The organism is Sporosarcina sp. 6E9 (assembly GCF_017921835.1).
Lineage (GTDB): Bacteria > Bacillota > Bacilli > Bacillales_A > Planococcaceae > Sporosarcina.
In genome coordinates this window covers 2,348,884-2,370,185 of record NZ_JAGEMN010000001.1, presented here as the reverse complement: position 1 = coordinate 2,370,185, position 21,302 = coordinate 2,348,884, and the positions used below count along the sequence as shown (strand labels likewise).

The 21,302-nt window shown below is 36.5% G+C and carries 21 protein-coding genes and 1 pseudogene; 16 read left to right on the top strand and 6 right to left on the bottom strand.

The window, feature by feature from the left end:
* Positions 1 to 452: 452 nt before the first annotated feature.
* A complete protein-coding gene (locus tag J4G36_RS11625; protein ID WP_210470346.1) occupies positions 453 to 791 on the bottom strand; it encodes a hypothetical protein in 339 nt (112 codons plus the stop codon).
* A gap of 180 nt (positions 792 to 971) precedes the next feature.
* Positions 972 to 2,324: a YjiH family protein gene (locus J4G36_RS11620; RefSeq protein ID WP_210470345.1), complete on the bottom strand. Its 1,353-nt coding sequence runs from the start codon at positions 2,322 to 2,324 to the stop codon at positions 972 to 974.
* A 211-nt stretch (positions 2,325 to 2,535) separates the two neighbouring features.
* On the opposite strand from J4G36_RS11620, the gene fabG reads away from it, so the two are divergent.
* Positions 2,536 to 3,273, top strand: a complete 738-nt coding sequence (gene fabG / locus J4G36_RS11615) for a 3-oxoacyl-ACP reductase FabG (protein WP_210470344.1) — start codon at positions 2,536 to 2,538, stop codon at positions 3,271 to 3,273.
* A 54-nt stretch (positions 3,274 to 3,327) separates the two neighbouring features.
* Here the strand turns inward: fabG and bshB2 are convergent, their stop codons facing one another.
* The 4 genes from bshB2 to J4G36_RS11595 form a co-directional block, all read right to left on the bottom strand.
* Positions 3,328 to 4,008, bottom strand: a complete 681-nt coding sequence (bshB2, locus tag J4G36_RS11610) for a bacillithiol biosynthesis deacetylase BshB2 (RefSeq protein WP_210470533.1) — start codon at positions 4,006 to 4,008, stop codon at positions 3,328 to 3,330.
* 17 nt (positions 4,009 to 4,025) lie between these two features.
* Positions 4,026 to 4,376: a YojF family protein gene (locus tag J4G36_RS11605; RefSeq protein WP_210470343.1), complete on the bottom strand. Its 351-nt coding sequence runs from the start codon at positions 4,374 to 4,376 to the stop codon at positions 4,026 to 4,028.
* Positions 4,377 to 4,481: 105 nt separating this feature from the next.
* On the bottom strand, positions 4,482 to 5,312 hold the full coding sequence (thiD, locus tag J4G36_RS11600; protein WP_210470342.1) for a bifunctional hydroxymethylpyrimidine kinase/phosphomethylpyrimidine kinase: 831 nt from the start codon (positions 5,310 to 5,312) through the stop codon (positions 4,482 to 4,484).
* Positions 5,313 to 5,372: 60 nt separating this feature from the next.
* Positions 5,373 to 5,639: a hypothetical protein gene (locus J4G36_RS11595; RefSeq protein ID WP_210470341.1), complete on the bottom strand. Its 267-nt coding sequence runs from the start codon at positions 5,637 to 5,639 to the stop codon at positions 5,373 to 5,375.
* Between the two features lie 103 nt (positions 5,640 to 5,742).
* Here J4G36_RS11595 and J4G36_RS11590 point away from each other — a divergent pair, with 103 nt between their 5' ends.
* The 15 genes and pseudogenes from J4G36_RS11590 (at position 5,743) to J4G36_RS11520 (ending at position 21,281) form a co-directional block, all read left to right on the top strand.
* On the top strand, positions 5,743 to 6,495 hold the full coding sequence (locus tag J4G36_RS11590; protein ID WP_210470340.1) for a DUF4230 domain-containing protein: 753 nt from the start codon (positions 5,743 to 5,745) through the stop codon (positions 6,493 to 6,495).
* Positions 6,496 to 6,500: 5 nt separating this feature from the next.
* On the top strand, positions 6,501 to 6,710 hold the full coding sequence (locus J4G36_RS11585) for a uracil-DNA glycosylase (RefSeq protein WP_210470339.1): 210 nt from the start codon (positions 6,501 to 6,503) through the stop codon (positions 6,708 to 6,710).
* A gap of 219 nt (positions 6,711 to 6,929) precedes the next feature.
* A complete protein-coding gene (locus J4G36_RS11580) occupies positions 6,930 to 7,646 on the top strand; it encodes a hypothetical protein (RefSeq protein ID WP_210470338.1) in 717 nt (238 codons plus the stop codon).
* A 746-nt stretch (positions 7,647 to 8,392) separates the two neighbouring features.
* Positions 8,393 to 9,331 carry a tyrosine-type recombinase/integrase gene (locus J4G36_RS11575; protein ID WP_210470337.1) on the top strand — a complete coding sequence of 313 codons (939 nt, stop codon included), beginning with the start codon at positions 8,393 to 8,395 and terminating at the stop codon, positions 9,329 to 9,331.
* A gap of 7 nt (positions 9,332 to 9,338) precedes the next feature.
* Positions 9,339 to 11,777 carry a tyrosine-type recombinase/integrase gene (locus tag J4G36_RS11570; protein ID WP_210470336.1) on the top strand — a complete coding sequence of 813 codons (2,439 nt, stop codon included), beginning with the start codon at positions 9,339 to 9,341 and terminating at the stop codon, positions 11,775 to 11,777.
* A gap of 9 nt (positions 11,778 to 11,786) precedes the next feature.
* Positions 11,787 to 13,340 carry a tyrosine-type recombinase/integrase gene (locus tag J4G36_RS11565; protein ID WP_210470335.1) on the top strand — a complete coding sequence of 518 codons (1,554 nt, stop codon included), beginning with the start codon at positions 11,787 to 11,789 and terminating at the stop codon, positions 13,338 to 13,340.
* 7 nt (positions 13,341 to 13,347) lie between these two features.
* On the top strand, positions 13,348 to 13,821 hold the full coding sequence (locus J4G36_RS11560) for a DUF6262 family protein (RefSeq protein WP_210470334.1): 474 nt from the start codon (positions 13,348 to 13,350) through the stop codon (positions 13,819 to 13,821).
* 650 nt (positions 13,822 to 14,471) lie between these two features.
* Positions 14,472 to 14,960: a GNAT family N-acetyltransferase gene (locus tag J4G36_RS11555; protein ID WP_210470333.1), complete on the top strand. Its 489-nt coding sequence runs from the start codon at positions 14,472 to 14,474 to the stop codon at positions 14,958 to 14,960.
* A 171-nt stretch (positions 14,961 to 15,131) separates the two neighbouring features.
* Positions 15,132 to 15,806 (top strand): ABC transporter ATP-binding protein, encoded by a 675-nt coding sequence (locus tag J4G36_RS11550; protein ID WP_210470332.1) that lies wholly within the window; start codon positions 15,132 to 15,134, stop codon positions 15,804 to 15,806.
* A 62-nt stretch (positions 15,807 to 15,868) separates the two neighbouring features.
* The gene (locus J4G36_RS11545) at positions 15,869 to 18,244 is read left to right on the top strand and encodes an ABC transporter permease (protein ID WP_210470331.1); all 2,376 of its coding nucleotides are present in this window, start codon (positions 15,869 to 15,871) and stop codon (positions 18,242 to 18,244) included.
* Positions 18,245 to 18,817: 573 nt separating this feature from the next.
* The gene (locus J4G36_RS11540; protein ID WP_210470327.1) at positions 18,818 to 19,045 is read left to right on the top strand and encodes a hypothetical protein; all 228 of its coding nucleotides are present in this window, start codon (positions 18,818 to 18,820) and stop codon (positions 19,043 to 19,045) included.
* 213 nt (positions 19,046 to 19,258) lie between these two features.
* Positions 19,259 to 19,972 carry a uracil-DNA glycosylase gene (locus tag J4G36_RS11535; protein ID WP_210470325.1) on the top strand — a complete coding sequence of 238 codons (714 nt, stop codon included), beginning with the start codon at positions 19,259 to 19,261 and terminating at the stop codon, positions 19,970 to 19,972.
* 70 nt (positions 19,973 to 20,042) lie between these two features.
* A pseudogene (ung, locus tag J4G36_RS11530) lies at positions 20,043 to 20,549 on the top strand (uracil-DNA glycosylase); the annotation flags it as partial.
* A 66-nt stretch (positions 20,550 to 20,615) separates the two neighbouring features.
* Complete coding sequence (locus J4G36_RS11525; protein WP_210470321.1) at positions 20,616 to 20,876, top strand: YwdI family protein; 261 nt, start codon at positions 20,616 to 20,618, stop codon at positions 20,874 to 20,876.
* A gap of 24 nt (positions 20,877 to 20,900) precedes the next feature.
* Positions 20,901 to 21,281, top strand: a complete 381-nt coding sequence (locus J4G36_RS11520) for a DUF423 domain-containing protein (RefSeq protein ID WP_210470319.1) — start codon at positions 20,901 to 20,903, stop codon at positions 21,279 to 21,281.
* The last annotated feature ends 21 nt before the right edge of the window (positions 21,282 to 21,302 follow it).

The window sequence follows — 21,302 nt, the reverse complement described above, 5'->3', positions numbered from 1 at the left end:
TGAAATGGATTTTACTCATAGTATTTTCCCGCTCCTTCAAGTTAAGTCTAGTATAGCGGGTTTTTTCCATAGAAAAAACCCCGAAAGGGGTCTTTTTTAAAGTGTCCGCTTTTCGGGGTTCAGTTCAAAGCACTCACGGTTTTTTATTTTTGGCGAAACGACCAAAGCGAGCCTTCAAACGACTAATGCCACTCTCAAAAAGACCAAAGCCTGCGCTAAACGACTAATACCACTCTCGAAACGACCAAAGCGCACCCAAAAACGCCCAAAGTGGCTTTCAAAACGACCAAAACACACTTCTACGAACAATCCCAAAACTGATAACATGCTTTTCTTCACTTAAATCGCGCCTTCATTCCATAAAATTGAAATAAAAAAGACCTAGCTAGTCATTCAGCAAGGTCTTCATGCAATATATCAAGGCTCTTAAAAAGAACCGTCTCATTAAGTTATTAAATCGCTAGGAAAGTAGTTACAACCATAGCAAGCGCAAGCACGCGTGCAAAGTGTTGTTTAATTTCAATCGTTAAATGTCGTGCCTTAATGGTCAGCCGAACATCTAATTTATCACCAAGTTGTTGCAGTTGATGTCCTAATGCAATGATTAGAAATCCTACAATCAAGTTAACCCAACTACTAACCCCAACAGCCATATAAATCAGGCTCGCAGCCATATACACGACACCAATCATCGTTGTCAGATGTCCTACACCCTTTAGCAAGATAAACATCATTTGGCTAAAGCTGATCCGTTCATTTCGTGTTTCCAAGTTCTCATTTAGTAAATACACTAAATAAATATCCCCTCTCTAATTGTGTTTTCCTTATAGTGGTTCCAAAGGAAGGCTATACATACAGCATACACTAAGTTTTCTCGTTGTGCACACAATTAGATTTCTTTACAGGGATATAGAACTACATTAGTAATGAAAAAAGTACCTGAATAATGAATCATTCAGGTACTCGAAATGTCAAAACAACAAATGCGCAACACCCGCTACAATTGGCAATGCAATCAGCGTACGCAATAAGAAAATCATGACTAAATCCAAGAAATTCACAGGTATTTTAGAACCCAATAGCAATCCGCCAACTTCCGCCATGAAAATAAGTTGTGTAACGGAAATCGTCGCAACTACGAACAATGTGAGTTCAGAAGTGATCATGCCTTCTGCTAAAATCGCTGGCAAGAACATATCCGTAAATCCGACTACCATAAGTTGCGCGGCATCCGCAGCTTCAGGAATGCCAAGAACCGATAAGATGGGTTCGAATGGCTTACCAAGAATCGTAAACACAGCCGTATATTCGGCCAAAATGAGCGCGACCGTACCAAACGCCATTACAACAGGAATAACGCCAATCCACATATCCAGTACGTTTTTAAAGCCGTCCGCAAACGTCTTGCCGAATGAGCGATTTGTCTCTGCCTTCGTCAATGCATTTTCCAATCCGTGAGAGAAAGAATTATACCCCTCAGGTAATTTTTCCTCATCGCCAGTAAATGGGCGCCCATCGATATACTCGTCTTTTTTACCTCCAAGCGGGTAAATCCGCGGCATGATAAATGCTAGGATTAGACCAGTTAAAATAACGGTCCCGTAAAACTGCAAGAAGTAAGAGCTTAACCCAACGTAATCAATAATGACAATCGAAAACGTAATCGAAACAACCGAAAATGTCGTACCAATAATCGCTGCTTCTTTTTTCGTATAATGACCTTCTTCATATTGCTTCGATGTCAATAAAACACCAATCGTGCCGTCACCAATCCATGATGTCAATGCATCAATGGAAGAACGACCTGGAAGTTTGAAAACAGGGCGCATGACTTTTACCATCATCGTCCCGAAAAACTCAAGCAAACCAAAATTCAGAAGAAGTGGCAATAGCAATCCTGCAAATAAGAAAATCGTGAACAGAAATGTAACAAGTCCATCTTCACTAAGAAGAAGTCCACCCGTGTTCTCATTCCAAATCCACTCTGGCCCAATTTGTAAGACGACAAGTAAAGCAAGCACTGCGCCGATAATTCGCGTAATCACCCAAAAAATCGATACGCTAAATAAATTTGTGATGAACGATGTATCTTCTTCATCTTTACCTTTCATTAGAAAATAGATAGAACCCAATGCAGCGATAATGAGAATCACCGTAGCAGTCCAAGGCATAATCGGTGCAATGTAACCCGAAAGAATATCGGCTAACGTCGCAATCGGAACTTTCCAATCCTCCGTAAGTTTTATCGGGATCATAAATAATAAGATTCCAAGAATAGATGGAATTAAGAATAATAACCATGTTGATAAACTATATTTCTTCATTTCAAAAATCGCCCCTAGTTGTAGTTTCTCGTTTGTATATTAATACAATATAACTGCTTTATATGCATAAGTAAAGAGTGAAAATATGTAAGCGGTTACAACATTTATTCTAACAGATAGTATAAGTAAGTGTGTAGTATTTACGGAAGATTGACTAGTCTCAAAACTTGACGTATTGTGAAACTAATAGGCAAGCAATGGGGGAATGTAAATGAAATTAAAAGATAAAATTGCTTTAATAACCGGTGGGGCAAATGGTATCGGGAAAGTAACGGCAAAAAGATTCCTTGAAGAAGGCGCAACAGTCGTAATCAGCGACGTAAATGAAGAAGCCGGGAATGAATCAGTAAACGAGCTTCAACAATACGGTAAGATATCTTTCATTCAAGCGGATGTATCAAAATCTGAAGATGTCGTATCGATGGTCCAAAAAATCGTAAGCAAGCATCAAACAATTGATATTCTCATTAATAATGCAGGAATTACAATTGATGGTTTTTTAACAAGTATGGACGAGGAATCTTGGGAGAGAGTAATCGCGGTTAACTTATCAGGTGTTTTTAATTGCACAAAAGCAGTCGTTCCTGTCATGATGGCCCATCAATCAGGCGTGATCTTAAATGCTTCATCAGTCGTCGGCATTCATGGAAATATTGGCCAAACGAATTATGCCGCAACGAAAGCCGGCGTTATCGGAATGACAAAAAGTTGGGCAAAAGAATTCGGTCCCAAAGGAATTCGAGTGAATGCCATTGCACCAGGATTCATCGCGACAGAAATGACAGCGAAAGTTCCACCAAAAGTCATCGAATTAATGAAAGCCCAAACGCCGTTGAGAAAACTTGGACAACCAGAAGATATTGCAGCGGGTTACCTGTATCTAGCTTCAGATGATGCAAGTTTCATCAATGGAACGATTCTCACGATTGACGGAGGATTAATTATGTGAATAAAAAACCGTAAAAGCGTGTCGCAACGCTCTTACGGTTTTTTTACATAGCTATTATTCAAAATCCTTATCCCATTTATAAGAGAAGAATCTTTCATAACGAACCCATTTCATGCGCTCTGGATCTTTCGCTGCAAGCTTTTCATCCAATTCTTTCATCATCCATACAGTTTGAGATTCATGCGCGCGCAATGCGGCAAGTTTCTGTTCAATCGTATCTTGGATGTCATGAATAATATCGGGTGTGCCTAGTTCTGCTTCCGTATTATTCGCGAATGCAACTGCATAAAGCTTCGGACGTTTTGCCTCATCCATCCGGCGAATGGCTCGAACAACCGCACGTGCGCTTGCTTCATGGTCAGGGTGAACAGAATAGCCAGGATAAAACGAAATGACGAGTGACGGATTCGTTTCCTCGATTAAATCTTCAACGAGTTTAACCATTTTCTCATCATCTTCAAACTCTATTGTTTTATCCCGAAAACCCATTAGTCTTAAATCATCAAGTCCCATCGCTTTGCACGCTTTTTCAAGTTCAGCTTTGCGAATTTGTGGCAATGTTTCCCGTGTCGCAAATTGTGGATTCCCCAAATTACGACCCATTTCTCCTAAAGTTAGACAGGCGTATGTAACGGGAACCCCCATTTTACGATACGCTGCGATTGACCCTGAAATTCCGAACGCTTCATCGTCTGGATGGGGAAGGACAATAAGTACGTGGCGTTCTTTGTTAATCATGAATTTGTTCCTCCTTAATATGTGAACGGTGTTTCGCTTATATGCAAGGCAACCGAAAGTTTCCCTTCATGATCAAGCCCCGCGAGTAACAGTCGGTCATGTTCGTCGACTGTATAATGTGTAATTCCTTGTGCATAAATCCAACCAGAGGGAAGTTTCAAGCCGACCCGATGCGGAGAATCTCCAACAATCTTTCCGAGCTCGAATTTAATAACGATATTGCGAATAAATGCCCCGGCATTTAAAAAACCTTCTTTAAAATGGCTTGCATACGACCCATTTGTCGTTTCTAAATGGATGTAAACATCTTTATTTGCGAAGGATGTGAGTAACTCCTGTACATGTTCTTGGTTCACAATTTCCATAATATATCCTCCTAAACGAAAATCACAACTCTACTTAGTATATAGATAAACGCACGATATGATAAAGAAAACGACCTCGGAATCGGGGTCGTTTATTTGAAAGTATTAAACTTCTGTTGTCGTAATCTCAGGTCCGCCGAATTTGTTTTTCGCACCATGATAGACAGGGCCGACATATTCATTCAGTTGCCAACCATTCGCGATCGCAGCTGAAACGAATTTCTTAGCCTCAGCGACAGCTTCTTTCACTTCAAGTCCATTTGCAAGATTTGCTGTAATAGAAGCGGCAAGCGTACATCCTGCACCGTGGTTATAATGGTTCTCGCTCTTTTCTGCTTCAAGCAGTGTAAAAGTTTCACCATCAAAAAGTAAATCCGCTGCAGCATCATGCTTAATGCTTTTTCCGCCTTTGATGAAGACATTTTTTGCACCATGCGCATGAATTTTCTTCGCAACCTCTTTCATATCTTCGATGGTCTTCGGCGTTTTCATACCTGCCAGTTGCCCAGCTTCAAATAGATTTGGCGTGACAACAAGTGCATTTGGAAGTAGATGTTCGATCATCGCATCGACCGTTCCGGGATTCAGCACTTCATCTTCACCTTTACAAACCATAACCGGGTCGATCACAACTTTAGAAAGTCCGGCTTCTTTTATCGCGTTACCCGCGGTTTCAATTACTTCTTCAGTGCTAAGCATACCTGTTTTAATCGCGTCGATTCCTGTCGATAAGGCCGTCGCAATTTGCGCTTTTAGCACGTCTACAGGTAGCGAGTAGACATTGTGGCTCCAATTCGTTGGATCCATCGTGACCACGACAGTCAATGCCGTCATACCGTATGTACCGTGTTCTTGAAAAGTTTTTAGGTCAGCTTGAATACCTGCGCCGCCTGAAGTATCTGATCCTGCTATAGTCAAAATCTTTTTCAATGTCATTTTTGATGTCCCCTTTTATTGGAATGGAATCAACCTTCATTTTATCAAATTAATCGCAAACTACAAATTTCGGATATCATCCGCGGTGATTAGTTTAAACAAAACGTAACTAAATACAGTAGATGTGAGGAAAAAGATACCAGCGCTTAACCAATGTCCATAGAAAAGTAAAGCTGTGGAAAGCCCGATGAGCGCGATTATTCCGAGCACAATGAAAGCCAAAAAGACTGTAAATCCGGCACTCTTCGATCGTTCAGTAATATGTTCGCCATTTTTCGCAGCTTCGGTAACTTTAGTCAATTTATTCCGCATATTCATATCGGACATGTCGAATCCCTCCAAAGATAGTTTAGCATGATTTTCTAGTTGTTGAAACGTCGAATTTGCTATAATGTGAGGAGAATAGATTTAGATGAAAAGGAGGGCACTTATGTCGAAAAATGAAAGAATGGATGAAATTGAACGGCTTTTGAATGAAATAAAAGCAAGTGAAGAAGAAACAGCCGTCACAGTAGAAGAAACAGGAAATCATCAATCAGGCTTTTGGAAAGTCGGAAAAATATTCTTTTCGGTCTGGAAAAAATCTTTTTTGATCATAGCCCTTCTGATTCTCACGTTAATCATCGCGTTGCCCTTTGCGACGTTTTATTTCTTAAAAACTGGGAGCACATTCAAGGAAGAAAAAGGTGTGTTTTTGGAGCAAATAAAAGACCTGAATGAGCTCGCGACAGCAGAAGCATATACCAAAGTGATTATCGAACGCCAAGACAATACATTATTTGGTAAAGACATCGGATTGAATCTTCCTGGTACGAAACGACAACTCTTAGTCGTTATTCCTGGTGCTGTGAAAGCTGGCGTGGATATGTCCGGCATATCGAAAGACGATATCGTTTTCAATGAAGTAAAGAAAACGGCAAAATTGACAGTTCCGCATGCAACTTTTTTGGGCGGTCCCGAAATATTCTTCGATAACGTCGAAATTTATTCCTATGAAGGTTTATTCCGTGAAAAAGCCAATATCAAAGAAGCCTATGAATTAGCCGAGGAAGCTAAAAAGCTAATACTAGAAGAAACGGCAGGACAAGGTGTTTTGCAAATGGCAGAAAAAACCGCTGAAAAGACATTGCGAGAACTGTTTTTATTCGCCGGCTATGACGTGACGATCGAATTCAAGGAGTGACTGAGTTGAGCAGTATGATTTTCGAAAATGATTGGGATGAAGTTTTGCTTGAAGAATTTACAAAACCGTATTATGCAAAGCTTCACCAGTTTTTGATAAAAGAATACGCTGAGGAAACGATTTATCCCCAGCAAGAAGATTTATGGACCGCTTTCAAATTAACACCGTTCAAAGACGTAAAAGTCGTCATTCTCGGACAAGTTATATGTACTTAGTACAAATGATTGACAAAGTATACTATAGTAATTGGAATTTTATCCTTATATATAAGGGTCCAGCTATCGTGAATAAGAGGACTAGGAGATATTGAGCTAAAGGGCAGATTAGTGTGGAAGGATACCCCATAAAACCAAATTATAAAATAAAGAGGAGATATATCATATTAAGCCGAATATACCTATATAAACTCTTTTTTGAAATTGGAGGGATAATAGATGAGAGCTCAACTTTATTTGTATGATTCACTGCGATTTAAGTACAAGGAACCTTATAGATTATATATTGATACATATACAAAAAGAATAGCCCCAGTATTTGATAACATTGAAGAGGAAGCAAACCAAATTGCAAATGAACATTACAGAGGAATGGGTGCATATTTCAATCCCGATTATCATGATGAAGGAGATTTCGCTGATGCCGCTTTGGAAAAAGGATTAGAGCATTACGAAGGGTTATCCCTAATTCGATATAATACTGAATTAATGTGGATTTCTACAATGTATCAGTTTTGGGAACAGCAAGTAAGAAAATTTTTATTTGAAGAAATATCTCGTACGCATAAAATGTACGACAAAAAAAATAATGAAATCACTTTTAAAAGTTTCTGTACCAGAGGTATAGGTGAAATAAAGGAAACATTTTTAGAATTCAATTACAATTTAGAATCGCTTACTATATGGTCTGATATTGATGAATTAAGATTATTAGCAAATGTGATTAAACACGGAGATGGGCAATCAGCGTCACAATTGGAGCAGTTGAAACCCAGTTTTTTTACAAGCCAAATATCAAATTCAAATTTATTAGAGCTATATAAAAGCACATTAACAGAAATAGTCTTAAATATTGATGAATCAGACTTTTCAAGATATGGCGATGCTCTAATGAAATTTTGGGACGAACTTCCCGAAAGGTTGTATTCAAAATAATGAGCTGTCATTGAGGCAACTTTACTTATTGTGCTAACGGGGGTTAGTTGAAGACATGTTGTAAATAAAGTGTATAACGAGTTTGGTTTATATAACAGAGTATTGCTAAACTATCAGTGAATGCTGCACAGTGCCTTCAATTATATTGGGGGCATTTTTTAATTTCTGAAGGATACGATTATCTCACGACATTCGTTCTTTTGGAGACACTGTTTATAAATGTTCCATAAAGACAAGTACAACGCAATAATAGAAGGTGTTACAGAAACGACAACAGCCCCCCAAAAGTTTAGGTTGGAGAAGGACTGTAGAAACACGATGTTTAACGATGGTTTTCCAATCACCAATATTTTGCAGAAAAACTACACCATTTACTATAGTCAATACACACGATACCATTGACTATAAAACGTTGATATATCAATGGTTGCTATATCGTGAGTAGTGTAATATATTTGAGGTAAGCCACTTAGTTAAATCTAAGAGGACTTACCTCTTTTTTTATTGGGGGAGAGTATATGTATAAGGTACAAAAAATCACCTTATTAACAATTGAGGGAGAGCAGTTAGAAAGGTATCACCTCTTAAAGAACAATATACCGATGTTTAGGGTGAATGGATTTCTTGATAGTGCGGGAAGGAACTCAATCAATACAGGAAAACAATATGCTTATAGACTTCGTAAGTATTTTGACTTCTTGGAAAGTAGGGGGAGAACGTACACGAAGGCGACTGTAAAAGATATTTTGAAATTCGTTGATTCGTTATTGTTTGATACGGGGGATGCCTTCTACATAGGAAGTGGAAGGGTGACTTATAACACTATTGGTCACTATCTTACCGTAATCAAAGAATTTTATAAGTATCTTGAAGATGAAGCTGATATAGATATAAAAGTTCATGTGAAAAGAGAAAAGAGATCGGGTAACAGATCTTATCTTTATGGGCAAATATGGAGCATGGAAATATCAAAAATACTTGAGAAGAGAATAACAAGAACAAAAAGTACAAGGGAATATGATAAATGGTATACGGAAGAGGAGAAAGAGGCTCTGCTCTCTAATTTCAGAACGTTGCGTGATCTTTCTGTATTTTTGCTAACACTGGAAGGTCTAAGAATAGATGAAGTATTAAGTTTGCGGGAAATTGATTATGATCCTATGACACAGGAAGTAAGCCTTTATCAATCAAAAGGTAAGCAGAAAGGAGACGTTGGGGCAAGTGTACTTTTATCTTCAAGATCAGTTAAAGCAATAGACGATTATCTTTACAATGAAAGAGACGTTGTGTTGATGTTATTGGCAGAAAAGAAATCAGAGTGGGAGTGGGAGTACCCCGAGAAGTTATTTATTAATTTAAGGGATGATGCGTATTTGGGTAAGCCGCTAACTTATAGAAACTTTGAAAAGATATTGAAAAGAGTTGGCGGGAAAGCGGGAATGGATCCAAGCAGAATCAGAACTCACAGCGGAAGAAGCACGAAAACGATGGAGTTGTTACATCATCAAGTGGAACATCCAGAAGATAATATTACGGATGAACACATACGCCAATTAATGCGTTGGTCAAATGGTAATAGCATTCAACCATATATTAATCAACATGATAAAAGGTTAGCAATTGAGTCCGCCAAGAAAATTCATAAACGAAAAAAGGAAGGGATGAAGGATGGACAACAGGACTAAGCTAAAAATGGATCAGATCAATTCCACTTTACAGGAAATACGAGAACATATGGATAAATCAGTTTCATTAGAAAAACCGCTAACAAAGCATTATCAGTATTTAAAATTCATCGAAGTCTACCTTATTTCATGCGTAGGAGAAGAAGAGTTTGTTAAATATCTTAAAAAAATTGTTTTAAAGTCTTTGGAGGCAGGATCCATTGAAAGTTCAAGAAAACTGAATTTTACATCCCTTTGTAGGGTTGCTTTTAACTCCTCGGCAAATGTTAAGAGATACATGTTGAATCCTTATCCCCATTTATCCAAAGTTCTTTCGGAAGTGATTGACGATGTTAAGAATGAGGAGAAGTACAACAGTGAAACGATTATAAAGATGTGTAAGGAAAAGATTAATAATCGAGAATCGTTGAATGTTCCTCTGAAATTATACAAGGAAAATGTAGATTGGAGGTATTTACATTTTGCGGAAAACATAGTATTGCCAAGCGTTGGTGAGTCCGAGTTTTGTCTCTATGTGAAGGAGTTTCTATTGAGAGAGCTAAAAAAGGGAAACATTAAAAATTATACCCCTTCGGAGGCATTTCGTTTGTTGTTAGAAGAAGGTCGGTCCAACAAGGGTGGCACTATCACCAAACACAAAGACAGATATCCCAAAATTACTAAAGCAGTTGAACAAGCCATAGAAAGCATTATAAGCATAGGTACTCAGGGAAAAAGAAAAGTAGTAAAAGCTCATCTACAAAATAAGATAAATGAATTCAATAAAATATCGTCAATAGAATTTTTAAAGCATTGCCGAAAGGTTCTTCTTGAACAATTTCATGAGCGAAGAAGGAAAATTAACAAGGTTGGTTTTTTTAAAATTCTATTCCAAGAGGAGTCGTTGACAAGGAATTGCCCCGGTAGAATCATCGCTCCATTTCTTATACATGTTAAGGAATTGAATGAGTTATTGGAAACTGAAATCCTTGGGCAAATTAAATACTTGGGAAGTTGGAACGAGCAATCTATGAAACTTGAAAAGGATGAATGGATTATTTATTTTAAACGTGGTTTATCATTACACAGCATAAAAATCAATTTTACATTAGTACAATCCCCTAAATTAAGAGAGGAGTTAAAGATGTATCTCTTTGATAGTTACAATGCTGGTAATTCATACGCTACATATAAAGATTTTAGTAATATGATTAGGGGATTGAAAATACTTCAAGAGAAATTTAATATAGGTAAAATAGCGGATTTTAATAGGTTTCATGTTGCTTATTTATTTCAATACTTGGAATACGAATCCGAGTATTCTGTTTTAAGCATAAAAAAAACGATTGGTGCTTTATCTAAGTTCGCAGAGTATGTTCTTGACAAGAAAAGTTATGGCTTCAAACCAAAAGAAAATGTCTTTAAAACAATTTCAATCCATAATGCGGAAGCAATGTCTAAGAATACGGAATTCATCCCAGATGAAGTTATTAATCAGTTGCAACTGCATGTTGATGAATTAGATCCAGTTTATAGGTTAATGTACGAAATCTTTTCGTATACAGGCTTACGCCCAAAAGAGGTAATAGAATTAGAGATTGATTGCTTTGAAATCAGCAAAGAGCATGCTGGATATGTAAAGATGAACTATATTCCTCATAAAATCCTAAAAGCAAGAAGAATGCGTGGACTAAGTGATGATGATTTTGTTTATATCCCCATGGAAATTTACGAGAAAATAAAAGAACGCATATCTGAAAGCAAAGATATTTATGTGAAACATGGTTTGAAATATCTTTTTGCACGCAGGAGTAATCACGGTGTTTTCATTCCTAAAACAAGGGATTTCTGTCTGGCTATAAACAGGCTTATAAAAGCCCACCATATTTGCGACATAGAAGGAAGGCTATGGCATTTTACAGCAAAACAAGTGAGAAAGACAGTGGCTGTAAATCTTATTGAAAATGATGCCACACCGCAAGAAGTTGCAAACCAATTGGGGCACTTAACTCAAAGTACAACTGAAAAGTATTACATTGAAGTAAAGAAGGCGAAGTTGGCTGATCTGAATACTGAGTTTTTCAAAAAGAAATTCGAATTAAATGTTGGGAAAGAAAATTTAGATTTATACGGCGAGGAAGAGAGAAGACAGCTTTATGTAGATTTTTGCTTAAATAAAAGAGAAGTAGAACTTGGTACTTGTACAAAGCATCATAGTGAAGGGCCATGCGGAACAAGGGTTGGTGCTTCCAGTTGTGCAGTTTGTCCAAAACTATGTACTGGGAAGGCATACTTAGACAAATGGGACGGGCTTAAAGAATCACAAATTCAAATAATTGATGAATTGCATAGGGTCTACGAGGAGAATGGGATTGATGATTACCAAGATTTTATAGAATATAAAAAAGAAACTACATTACTAAAAAGGTACAATACGGTTGTTCAAGAAATAATCAATTTTGGGTGAGGTGTTGTGATGTTAGCGAATAATTTACCAAATGCAAAAATTGTGCAACAAGAAGAAATGAAAGAAATTACCGAGCTCAAGAAGATTTTGCTCATTCATTCAAAAAGTTGTAGTTTTGAAGACGAAAAGTGGGTTTTGGATAACTCACTCAAAAAACAAAGCGTAGCAAAGGGGGTAAAAACTTTATATTTTACATCTATCCCATTAAAACACAGGGAAGTCGTTAAAATATTTGCACTCGTTAGGCTCTCATCGAATAAGAGTGTTCGAACAATCGCAACCAATATCCACGGCATCTCGAAATTCTTTAACTATTTATTGGAAGAGTTAGGGGATCTACCATTGGAGAAGGTGAATAAAAAAGTCATTTACGATATTCAAGAGTATCTGGACTCTCTTCCAATTGCCCATAGAACTAAAGAATCTATATGGACAGGAATGTCTTCCTTTTGTCTAACCCTTGCAGGTTACGAGAAAATCCCGCATATTCGATTTGGAAGCAATCCGTACTCAATTCCGAGACATAAAAGAACGACTAAGAGCAAATATATCGAAGAGGGTATTTTGAAGCAATTAGATATTATTTTCGAAGATGAAAAAATTCCTTTAGTTTATAGAACTGCATATTGGATTTGCAGGCTTATTCCAAATCGTATAACAGAAGTTGCTTCTATGCGTTTTGGATGTATAAAGCCATATATGCAGGAAAGGGTCATTTCCATACCTACCTTCAAACAAAATGGTGGTCATCTGGAGCCAGAGATTAAGCAAATAGCCGTAAAAGAAGAGGGGAAGGGCGAATATCTTTTAAACCTCATTAGAAGGCAAGAAGAAGCGTCTAAGGCTATTCAGAGGCATATGGAGGGCGAGGACAAGAATTATCTATTTACCTATTTTAGTTCGCAATACATTCCTACCCAAAATAAGTATAAAGAATTGGTAGGGAACATTAATAAAATAGCGATTTTAAAAGAAGGTACTTTTAATCACATGATTAAGGTAATGTGCAAAAGATATAATGTATTAGACGAAAAGGGAGAACCAGTTAACTTGTCCTCCCACATGTTCAGGCATAATGCAATTACCGATAGGCTTTATGAAGGGTTTAGGATTATTGATATAATGGCTATGACAAATCATAAATCTTCCGAAATGATTACAGGAAGTTATGTTCATGTACAAGAGGATGAATTGCGAAAGAAGTCGGAGAAAATTTTAAATGAAGATAAATCAGAAGTTCTTTTTAGAGGGAAAATTATCAATACGGAGAACCCGACAAAAGCAGCCCAGATATTGCGAAGACCTTTTGCACATAAAATCGGCAGACTTGGTTTATGTAGCGATATAAGAAATTGTCCAAGTGAAATGTTTGAATGTTTATCATGTAAGAATTTTGTTCCTAATGCGGATGAATTAGATCATTTTGTGGATCAGGTAGAACAATGGGAAACGAAATTAAACATGTTTAAGAATCATCCATTCATGAAAGAGAATGCTGAATATAATTTAAAACTTCATAGAAATATAGTGGAAAAGATTGTTGGAACAATTGAAGGGGTGTAACAAATCTATGAAAAAGAGAGATATTCCTGCCGGCCTGAAAGAATTACAGATGGCTAAACGTGCCGAGACTGCTAATAAGGTGCAGGAAGCAATTGATGACATTCAGAATGACGGTGGAGTTGTTACGAAAAAAAGGCTAATTGAATTAACCGGACTTTCAAATTCAACCTTCAGTAAAGACCATGTTTTAAAGGTGTTAAAGGTAAATAAGGTTTGTCAATTCAAGGTTAGTAAGAAAAAAGAAATAGATCACAAAATTGTCGTAACGGATCAATTATACAGGAAGATTGAAAAGCTGGAACAGGAGAAGAATTTGCTACAGTCTAAAATACAGGACAAAGACATTGCAATTGATAAAATCAAGAAAGATTACCAAACACTTAATGAGAATTATATGTTAATCCTTGGGAAGATCCATCTGCTCATGAAGAAAATCGAGATGCTTGATATTGACCTGGGCATTGATTTGGATAACTTGTAACTTTGGCATTCACCTTTTATAATGCGTTACCAAATCCAAATCTGTTTGTCTATGGGAATTAGGAGACGCATGTTGTAATGAAAAAGGGGTTCAGATGTACACTGGAACCGTAGATAACAACCGGTTAGCAAAGATTTCATAGAAAACTATGTTATTGCTCTTACATCTATTTAAAAGCAATACCGAATTGTAGAAAAAGTAAATACCATTTGGGAAACCATTAACGAGATTGAAAGCAAGATCGTTTCAGAAAAATAAATAATTCAACCATCAGAAAGAGGATAAGTATAAGGCTAACGGGTTCTCGTCAGATGAACAAACAAGCAAATACCAATTTCGCATTAGAATAACATCATATTAGAGGATCAATTGGCACTGCAGTTCGCAGTGTTTTTTTTATAAAACACGAAAGTTCGTTTTTGACGAAATGATAAAAAACCTTCCAATTCATAATCGGACAAGCTGCTCACTTATAAAAAACTGAGAATTTTAACTTGTATTGAAATTAGTGAGTGTTGACGGTATAATGAAATTATTTGATTATTGAACTAACGGGGCATTTTAGTTCAATAAGGAGTATTATCCAAATATATAAAAATTCGGATTATTGACATGCTATAATATAGAAAAAAGCCAAGGGGTATTGTACGATGACTGTTAAATTTCAAGAAGTTTTGGAATCAGAAAAATCTATCTTGCGTAACTTTTACTCACTGTATCTTCATGAGCTATCGAATTTTACCACGAATTTGGATATTGCAGAAGATGGTGTTTTTCATTTTGAGGAATTGGATAAACTCTGGGAAGTAGATGGATTATCCCCCTATTTTATAATGTTGGATGATAAAATTATCGGTTTTATATTACTATTAGAACGTCCAATCTTGAAAAAAAGCAATGATTATGGAATAAATGACTTGTTCATACTTAATAAGCATAAAGGTAAAGGATTGGCTGTGCAGGTTGTAAAAAAATTATTTGAAGAGAAACCAGGGCAATATATTGTAATGCAAGTTGTTGAAAATAAGCGTGCGGTTGCATTTTGGAAAAAAGTTTATAATGAATTAAATATTGAGACTCAAGAAAAACAAGACCTAATTGAGGATGAGCTATGTCTAATTCAAACATTTAAGGTTTAATTCAACAAAAGGGTGCGTTTCTTCAAAAAAATCGCACCCTTTTTTATTGAAGTATAGGGCACAAGAGTTGAAGAAGAATGATTATATAAAATAACAGCCTTATCAACTTACTTGATAAGGCAAAGGTTCACATGTAAAAGTAAAATTATCTAAAGTTGAGGGGGAAGTTAAATGTTAGTAGTAAATAACATAGAAAAAAGTTTATTACATAATAACGAGGGGTTTTTATTCCGAAATGTTTCATTATCTGTACAATCAGCAGAATGGATAAGTATTGTAGGACCTTCGGGATCAGGAAAAACAACATTATTAAACTGTATTGCGGGTATTTATAAAGTTGATGAAGGAACGATTGAATTGGATGCTAGTCCAATTCATAATTTGTCGGATAGTCAGAAATCAGACATTAGAAGATTACAAATCGGATTTGTATTTCAGGATTTTAAATTATTACCATACTATAGTGTTTTAGAAAATGTCATCCTACCACTATCGAAAGATAAAAAAAGTGACCAGTTAAAACAAAAAGCTGCACTTTTATTAGAACAAGTGGGGATTAATAAAAGCTATTATAATAGATTGCCATCGAGTTTATCCGGTGGAGAAAAGCAAAGAGTCGCTATTGCAAGGGCATTGATAAGTGACCCGAAGTTAATCATATGTGATGAACCGACTGGTAATTTAGATAACGATAATAAAATACAAGTACTACATATTCTGACGAAATTAAAAGAAAAGGGCCATTCTATTATTGTAGTTACACATGATGAGGAAGTTGCTAATGAGGGCAATAGAATATACGAATTGAAGAATAGTTCGTTAAATGAAGTGGAGAATAAATTATGATCTCTATGAGCTGGAAGAGGATTCGTAATCAAAAGTACAAATCTCTAATGACTCTAGTCGCTATGATCGCAATCATTCTCCTAACATCATATGGTATACAAACTTCAAAGGAAACAAATTCAATCGTCACTGAGAATTTAGAAAATTACAGTAGAGGAAGCTATGATATATTAGTTCGACCTGAAGGTGCACGAACCACTATAGAAGAGAGTTTAAAGACTGTTGAAGAAAATTACATAGGGGATGGAACAGGGGGCATCTCTATTTCTGAATGGGAAACTATTAAAGGACACCCAGAAATAGAAATTGCTGCACCAGTTGCGTCTTTAGGATATTTTACAAGTAGCACAGCTTCTATACGCTTACCTGCTTTCGACTACCCTGCACATTTTGAGTACAAATTTTTCACTAGTGATGGAGTTAATCAATATCCCGTGACTGCAAGCCATGGGTTTTACTACTTACAAGTTTTGCTTAATGGAAATTATCAATATGCAGATACTTACTTTGACGTTAGTAAAGAACATCGTATGTTCGACAGTGGGTTAGATATTTCTTTTCCTCAGAGCTATAACTTATTAACAGCGATAGATGCAGAGAGTGAGCGTTTACTTACAGGAATTGACTTTTCAGATCTATTTAGAGAACTATCGGCTGAAGAAAAACGGGACATAGATGTCTTTTCTAATTACAGAGATAACGCACCTGTGGTTCCTATTTTGCAACGAGAAAACTTTCAAATTCCTCTGTCACTACAGGTATCTGTAGAAAGATTAGACTTGTCCCTTGATGGGCTTTATGAAAGATATGACATATCAAAAAATGAATCCATTACGTCAAATATTTTTTCTGAAGAAGAAAAAATGAAAGAATTTGAAAATGATTTGATGTCGTCGCAAAGTCTTAGCCAGGATACTTACGAACTTGACTTAACTAATTATCAAAGCCCTTTTGATGGTCAGCATTTAGCGGTAGACGAAGATTTCAATTTGAAAGTTTCAAGTCAAGAAGAAGGCGGTACTCTATACAATGATTCAGGAAAGTACTATACCGCTTCAAAGATTGATTACACATTTAAAGATAATAAGATACATATAAATATTGTTGAAGAGGGATCACCACCCGATTATAAAGAAGTAGAGGAGTCAGGGAAAAGCTATTTATATGATTGGGAAGCTCCTTTTATGATTTGGCAAATGGGGAAATTTACGGCCGAAGAAGAGAATAACTCCCTTACTTCAAGTCCATTAGGAATATATAGCACAAATGAGGTGAAGACCTTAGACAATACGGTTATAACGTCAACAATTAGCCCTGGTAGTTTTATAGTTGCACCTACTGCCGGCGTAACAACTTTAGAAGCAGCTAGTCTTATAAAAGGCGATCAACCAATTGATGCAATTAGAATTAAATTAAATAATATTACTGCATATGATGAAAAGGCTCAAGATCGAATTGAAGCGTTAGCTACTGACCTATCTAATGAAGGTTATGTAGTAGATATTGTTGCTGGATCCTCTTTTAAAAGTGCAAATATGATTGTTGAAGGTATTGGTGAAGTTACTTCACCATGGACTACACTAGGCGTATCGCAGCTATTATCCAATGCTTGGGATATAGATACTGCTCTTAGCATAAGTTTATTTATTCTGTTTGGTGTGTTCTGGTTTTTTAGTCATCTCGGTTTTGAGCGTAATCGTTTAGACAAAGAAAATGATATTTTGACTTTTCTTGGGTGGCAAAAGAGAAGTATACGAGTCAAAAACATGACAGAGCAGCTAATTCTAGTATTAATATCTATTCTAATCAGTACTGTAATCGCACTCGTTTTAGGATTAAGTACTCTAGCATTTATAGTAATAGGAAGTTTCATGCTTATAAGCATCTTCCTTATCGCTGTTGTATTTTACTTGAATCCTGGTCAAAGTACTCGTTCAAAAATGTATAGGTTTTTCGCCAGTATTCAACATTATAAATCGTTATTGATACCTACGATGCTAGTTTTAATGTTAGCAGTTTGTATAACACAACTACAAATATCGTCAATTTACGAACTATGGGTCAAATCCACAGAAACAACATTAGGGACGTTTATTTTAAAAGAAGGGTTATATATTCGGTTACTCATAGTGATTGCCACTATCTTTTTAAGTATATCCGTTTTGGTAGAAGCGATCCAAGGAATTATCCTGGCACGTCAGGATGAATTTAATATGTATTTTGTAATTGGTTGGACTAAAAAAATGATAAAAATTCACTTTCTTAAAGAAGTGGCAATATGGGCAACTTTATCGTTATCCATTGGTATCATAGTGAGCACTATCGTTGCAATTCTATTAGACATATCATTATTAGGCATTGTTATAGGTGTCATTACCTCAAGTACCATTTACTTAATTATTGTATTAGCAACAGTTAATTTTAGAAAATATCGCTAAACTGACAATAAGAAAACTAAAATTGTAAAAAAGAAATTAGTTATATGTACTAAGTCTGGTTATGTTAATTAAACTATCGGGTGCATTATTTCAATTAGAATGAGGGAAATGCTGAACATTTTATTTAGCACTTTTTATCGTTTATATATAATATTATCGGACCTATACACTTGCCTAGTGATCCCGGGCCGTTATGCGGGTGTATCTTTTTATCTTTGGTTAACATGTTTAGTATGTCAATTTGTAACCCTACACCAGCCATTGTACTCCTACCAGTTAATATGCGATTTGATCACCAATTCATTACAAAAACGCCGACAAACCCTAATACAACAATAAAAAGAAGGGACCAAAACCATTGCGGTTTATTGTCCCTTTTCGTATGTCTTTTAACGTTTTGCCCCCCAAGAGAACGGGTTAGTATAAGGCTTGTCCTCTTTATCTGTATAATGTACAGTAATAAAATGATAGGTTCGAATACACGCCTAATGTTGAACAAATGGTGGAAAAGGCAGGAATGTTAGTTTTATACACGAAGACTATGGAGCCTTATCCAAGTTTGTCCATAGTAATATGAGTATAGAAAACTTCTATTTATATGAGTCTAATAATAAAACCGATTACTACACAGAAGAGGTAGATAATTCCAACAACGGTACAGTTAAAGGTGATATACTTTATTGTTTCTATCAAATTATTGCCAAGCATTGTTCGGAATTAAATGTTTTTAACGAACCGATAGAACTGTTCAATAATGAATTCTTTTTATTTGTATCAATGGATTCGGTTACAGGAAAGTAAAAACCTAATGTAGATGTGGGAATAAGTTTAATCAAACATCTTACTGGCATTGATATAACAAAAGAAGAGGATGATTTAGAACATGAGGTATTGGTAATGTTTGTTGATGCGATGTATTGGCTTTAAATGACAGTTGGACTGAGTTGGAAGATTTAATCAGTCAGATGGAAAGTGAATTGAAAAATCTTTAATTTTTGGAAGTGAGGTGGATAGATGATACTGCCAAAAGAAGTTCACTCCTCTTGGGATTCTTTTATTACTGAGGAGATTTTAGCTGAATTGAAAGTGATAGAAAATGAAATAGGAAACAATTTCAACCCAAGTGATCCAGATAAACTTTTAAGGTTTTTGTCTGTGGATGTAGATAATGTAAAAGTCATTTGGCTTGGTCAAGATGTTTATCCAGCTAAAGGTGTAGCGACAGGTAGGTCGTTTGAGGTTGGAGGTCTAAATGATTGGTTAGAACCTTTTCGTCAGGTTTCTTTAAAAAATATTGTTCGATTGATTTATAAAAATTATACAGGGATTAGTGATTATAAGGACATAAAAAAGTTTAGTGAAATTCAAAAGGAAATTAAGAATGGATCTTTCCAAATAAAACCGCCAAACAATATATTCGATTCACTAGAAAATCAGGGAGTTTTATTCTTAAACACTTCATTTACATGCGAAGTGGGGGAGGCTAATAGTCATAAAATAATATGGAGGGCATTCTCAAAAAAGGTGTTGAACTACATCTCTACCAAAAACCCAGATATTAAGTGGTTTTTATGGGGAAAAGAAGCAATTTCCACCAAAGAAGATATTCCCGAAGGTGTGTTTTTTGAAAGCAGGCATCCGATGATGTGTAGTGAGAAATATCAGGATGATTTTCTTAAATTTGACGGATTTAAAGCCACTATGAGTGAAATTAACTGGCTTGGCTGACATATCGTGGGTATCAATCATACAACGTCCATGTAGGACAAGGGTTCTATAATCGTGTGTGCTATTTAATGTTCATATAAGCTCTGATCCTTACCACGGACCTGGACAAGCGCACGGCCTAAGCTTTTCCGTAAAACCAGAAGTGAAAATACCGCCTAGTTTACGAAATATGTATAAAGAACTCGCAGAAGATATAGGGTGTCCCATTCCGCAAATTGGCACGCTTACTGGCTGGGCTAAACAGGGTGTTCTTATGCTCAATACCGTCTTAACAGTCAGAGAAGGGGAAGCGCATTCGCACAGAAAGAAAGGGTGGGAAGTGTTTACCGATGAAGTCATCCGGAAGTTATCGGAAAGAGAAGAACCTATTGTGTTCATCCTTTGGGGAAGACCTGCGCAGGAAAAGAAAAAACTAATTGATGTTTCGAAACATGCCATTATCGAATCCTTTCATCCAAGCCCATTAAGCGCAAGTCGTGGCTTTCTAGGCAGCAAACCCTATTCAAAAGCAAATACCATATTAAAGTCTTGGCATGAAGAGCCGATTGATTGGTGTCGAACAAGCGACATTCTTTAAATCGCATAGACCGCGTGATAAGGTAAAGTAACAAGATATTGACGACAGACAAAGGGATGATAATAAATGATTTCCTACAACCAAATTTTTCTTGAAATGGAGCGGCAACTTTCAGCCGCCAAGAAAACTGAAGATGAACGTGAAATGAGGGAAGCCCTTGCAGCAATTAGGTCACTTTGCGAAGTTGCGCTTGGGGGAAAACCTAGAAATGACGACTATGTAATTCCCAAAATGCATACACCACAAACAGTGCAACCCATCCAATCACTTGATGCTCAGCCGATGATTGAAGAAGGAGCGAACGGCGGCTCGATATTCGATTTTTAACTTAGATAGAAAGTGGGAATAGATATGCCATTTTTCATTATAGCCGGCGCGGTGAACGCGGCAATCGCAGTCATGCTCGGCGCATTCGGTGCGCATGCTTTAAAAGAGAAACTATCCGAACATTATTTAGCTATTTGGGAAACTGCGGTGCAATATCAAATGTTTCACGCAATCGGCTTAATAGCCATCGGGATTTTGATGAGTTCATCATTAATCGGTCCGGTTCCTCAACTAACATGGGCGGGTTTGCTACTCCTTGCGGGAATTATTATTTTCTCAGGTAGCTTATATATATTGAGCCTGTCGGGTATTGGAATTCTCGGTGCTATCACACCAATTGGCGGCGTCGCATTCATTATTGGATGGATTATGCTCATCATCGCAGCATTAAAAATATCAAATTAAAAAACTTCCGCTAGCCATTAA

Bases quoted from the DNA above. Each gene is read 5' to 3' on its own strand.
- J4G36_RS11620 (WP_210470345.1), bottom strand. From the start codon at position 2,324: ATGAAGAAATATAGTTTATCAACATGGTTATTATTCTTAATTCCATCT.
- fabG (WP_210470344.1), top strand. From the start codon at position 2,536: ATGAAATTAAAAGATAAAATTGCTTTAATAACCGGTGGGGCAAATGGT.
- J4G36_RS11605 (WP_210470343.1), bottom strand. From the start codon at position 4,376: ATGGAAATTGTGAACCAAGAACATGTACAGGAGTTACTCACATCCTTC.
- thiD (WP_210470342.1), bottom strand. From the start codon at position 5,312: ATGACATTGAAAAAGATTTTGACTATAGCAGGATCAGATACTTCAGGC.
- J4G36_RS11595 (WP_210470341.1), bottom strand. From the start codon at position 5,639: ATGTCCGATATGAATATGCGGAATAAATTGACTAAAGTTACCGAAGCT.
- J4G36_RS11590 (WP_210470340.1), top strand. From the start codon at position 5,743: ATGTCGAAAAATGAAAGAATGGATGAAATTGAACGGCTTTTGAATGAA.
- J4G36_RS11580 (WP_210470338.1), top strand. From the start codon at position 6,930: ATGAGAGCTCAACTTTATTTGTATGATTCACTGCGATTTAAGTACAAG.
- J4G36_RS11570 (WP_210470336.1), top strand. From the start codon at position 9,339: ATGGATCAGATCAATTCCACTTTACAGGAAATACGAGAACATATGGAT.
- J4G36_RS11565 (WP_210470335.1), top strand. From the start codon at position 11,787: ATGTTAGCGAATAATTTACCAAATGCAAAAATTGTGCAACAAGAAGAA.
- J4G36_RS11560 (WP_210470334.1), top strand. From the start codon at position 13,348: ATGAAAAAGAGAGATATTCCTGCCGGCCTGAAAGAATTACAGATGGCT.
- J4G36_RS11555 (WP_210470333.1), top strand. From the start codon at position 14,472: ATGACTGTTAAATTTCAAGAAGTTTTGGAATCAGAAAAATCTATCTTG.
- J4G36_RS11550 (WP_210470332.1), top strand. From the start codon at position 15,132: ATGTTAGTAGTAAATAACATAGAAAAAAGTTTATTACATAATAACGAG.
- J4G36_RS11545 (WP_210470331.1), top strand. From the start codon at position 15,869: ATGATCGCAATCATTCTCCTAACATCATATGGTATACAAACTTCAAAG.
- J4G36_RS11540 (WP_210470327.1), top strand. From the start codon at position 18,818: ATGAGTATAGAAAACTTCTATTTATATGAGTCTAATAATAAAACCGAT.
- J4G36_RS11535 (WP_210470325.1), top strand. From the start codon at position 19,259: ATGATACTGCCAAAAGAAGTTCACTCCTCTTGGGATTCTTTTATTACT.
- J4G36_RS11525 (WP_210470321.1), top strand. From the start codon at position 20,616: ATGATTTCCTACAACCAAATTTTTCTTGAAATGGAGCGGCAACTTTCA.
- J4G36_RS11520 (WP_210470319.1), top strand. From the start codon at position 20,901: ATGCCATTTTTCATTATAGCCGGCGCGGTGAACGCGGCAATCGCAGTC.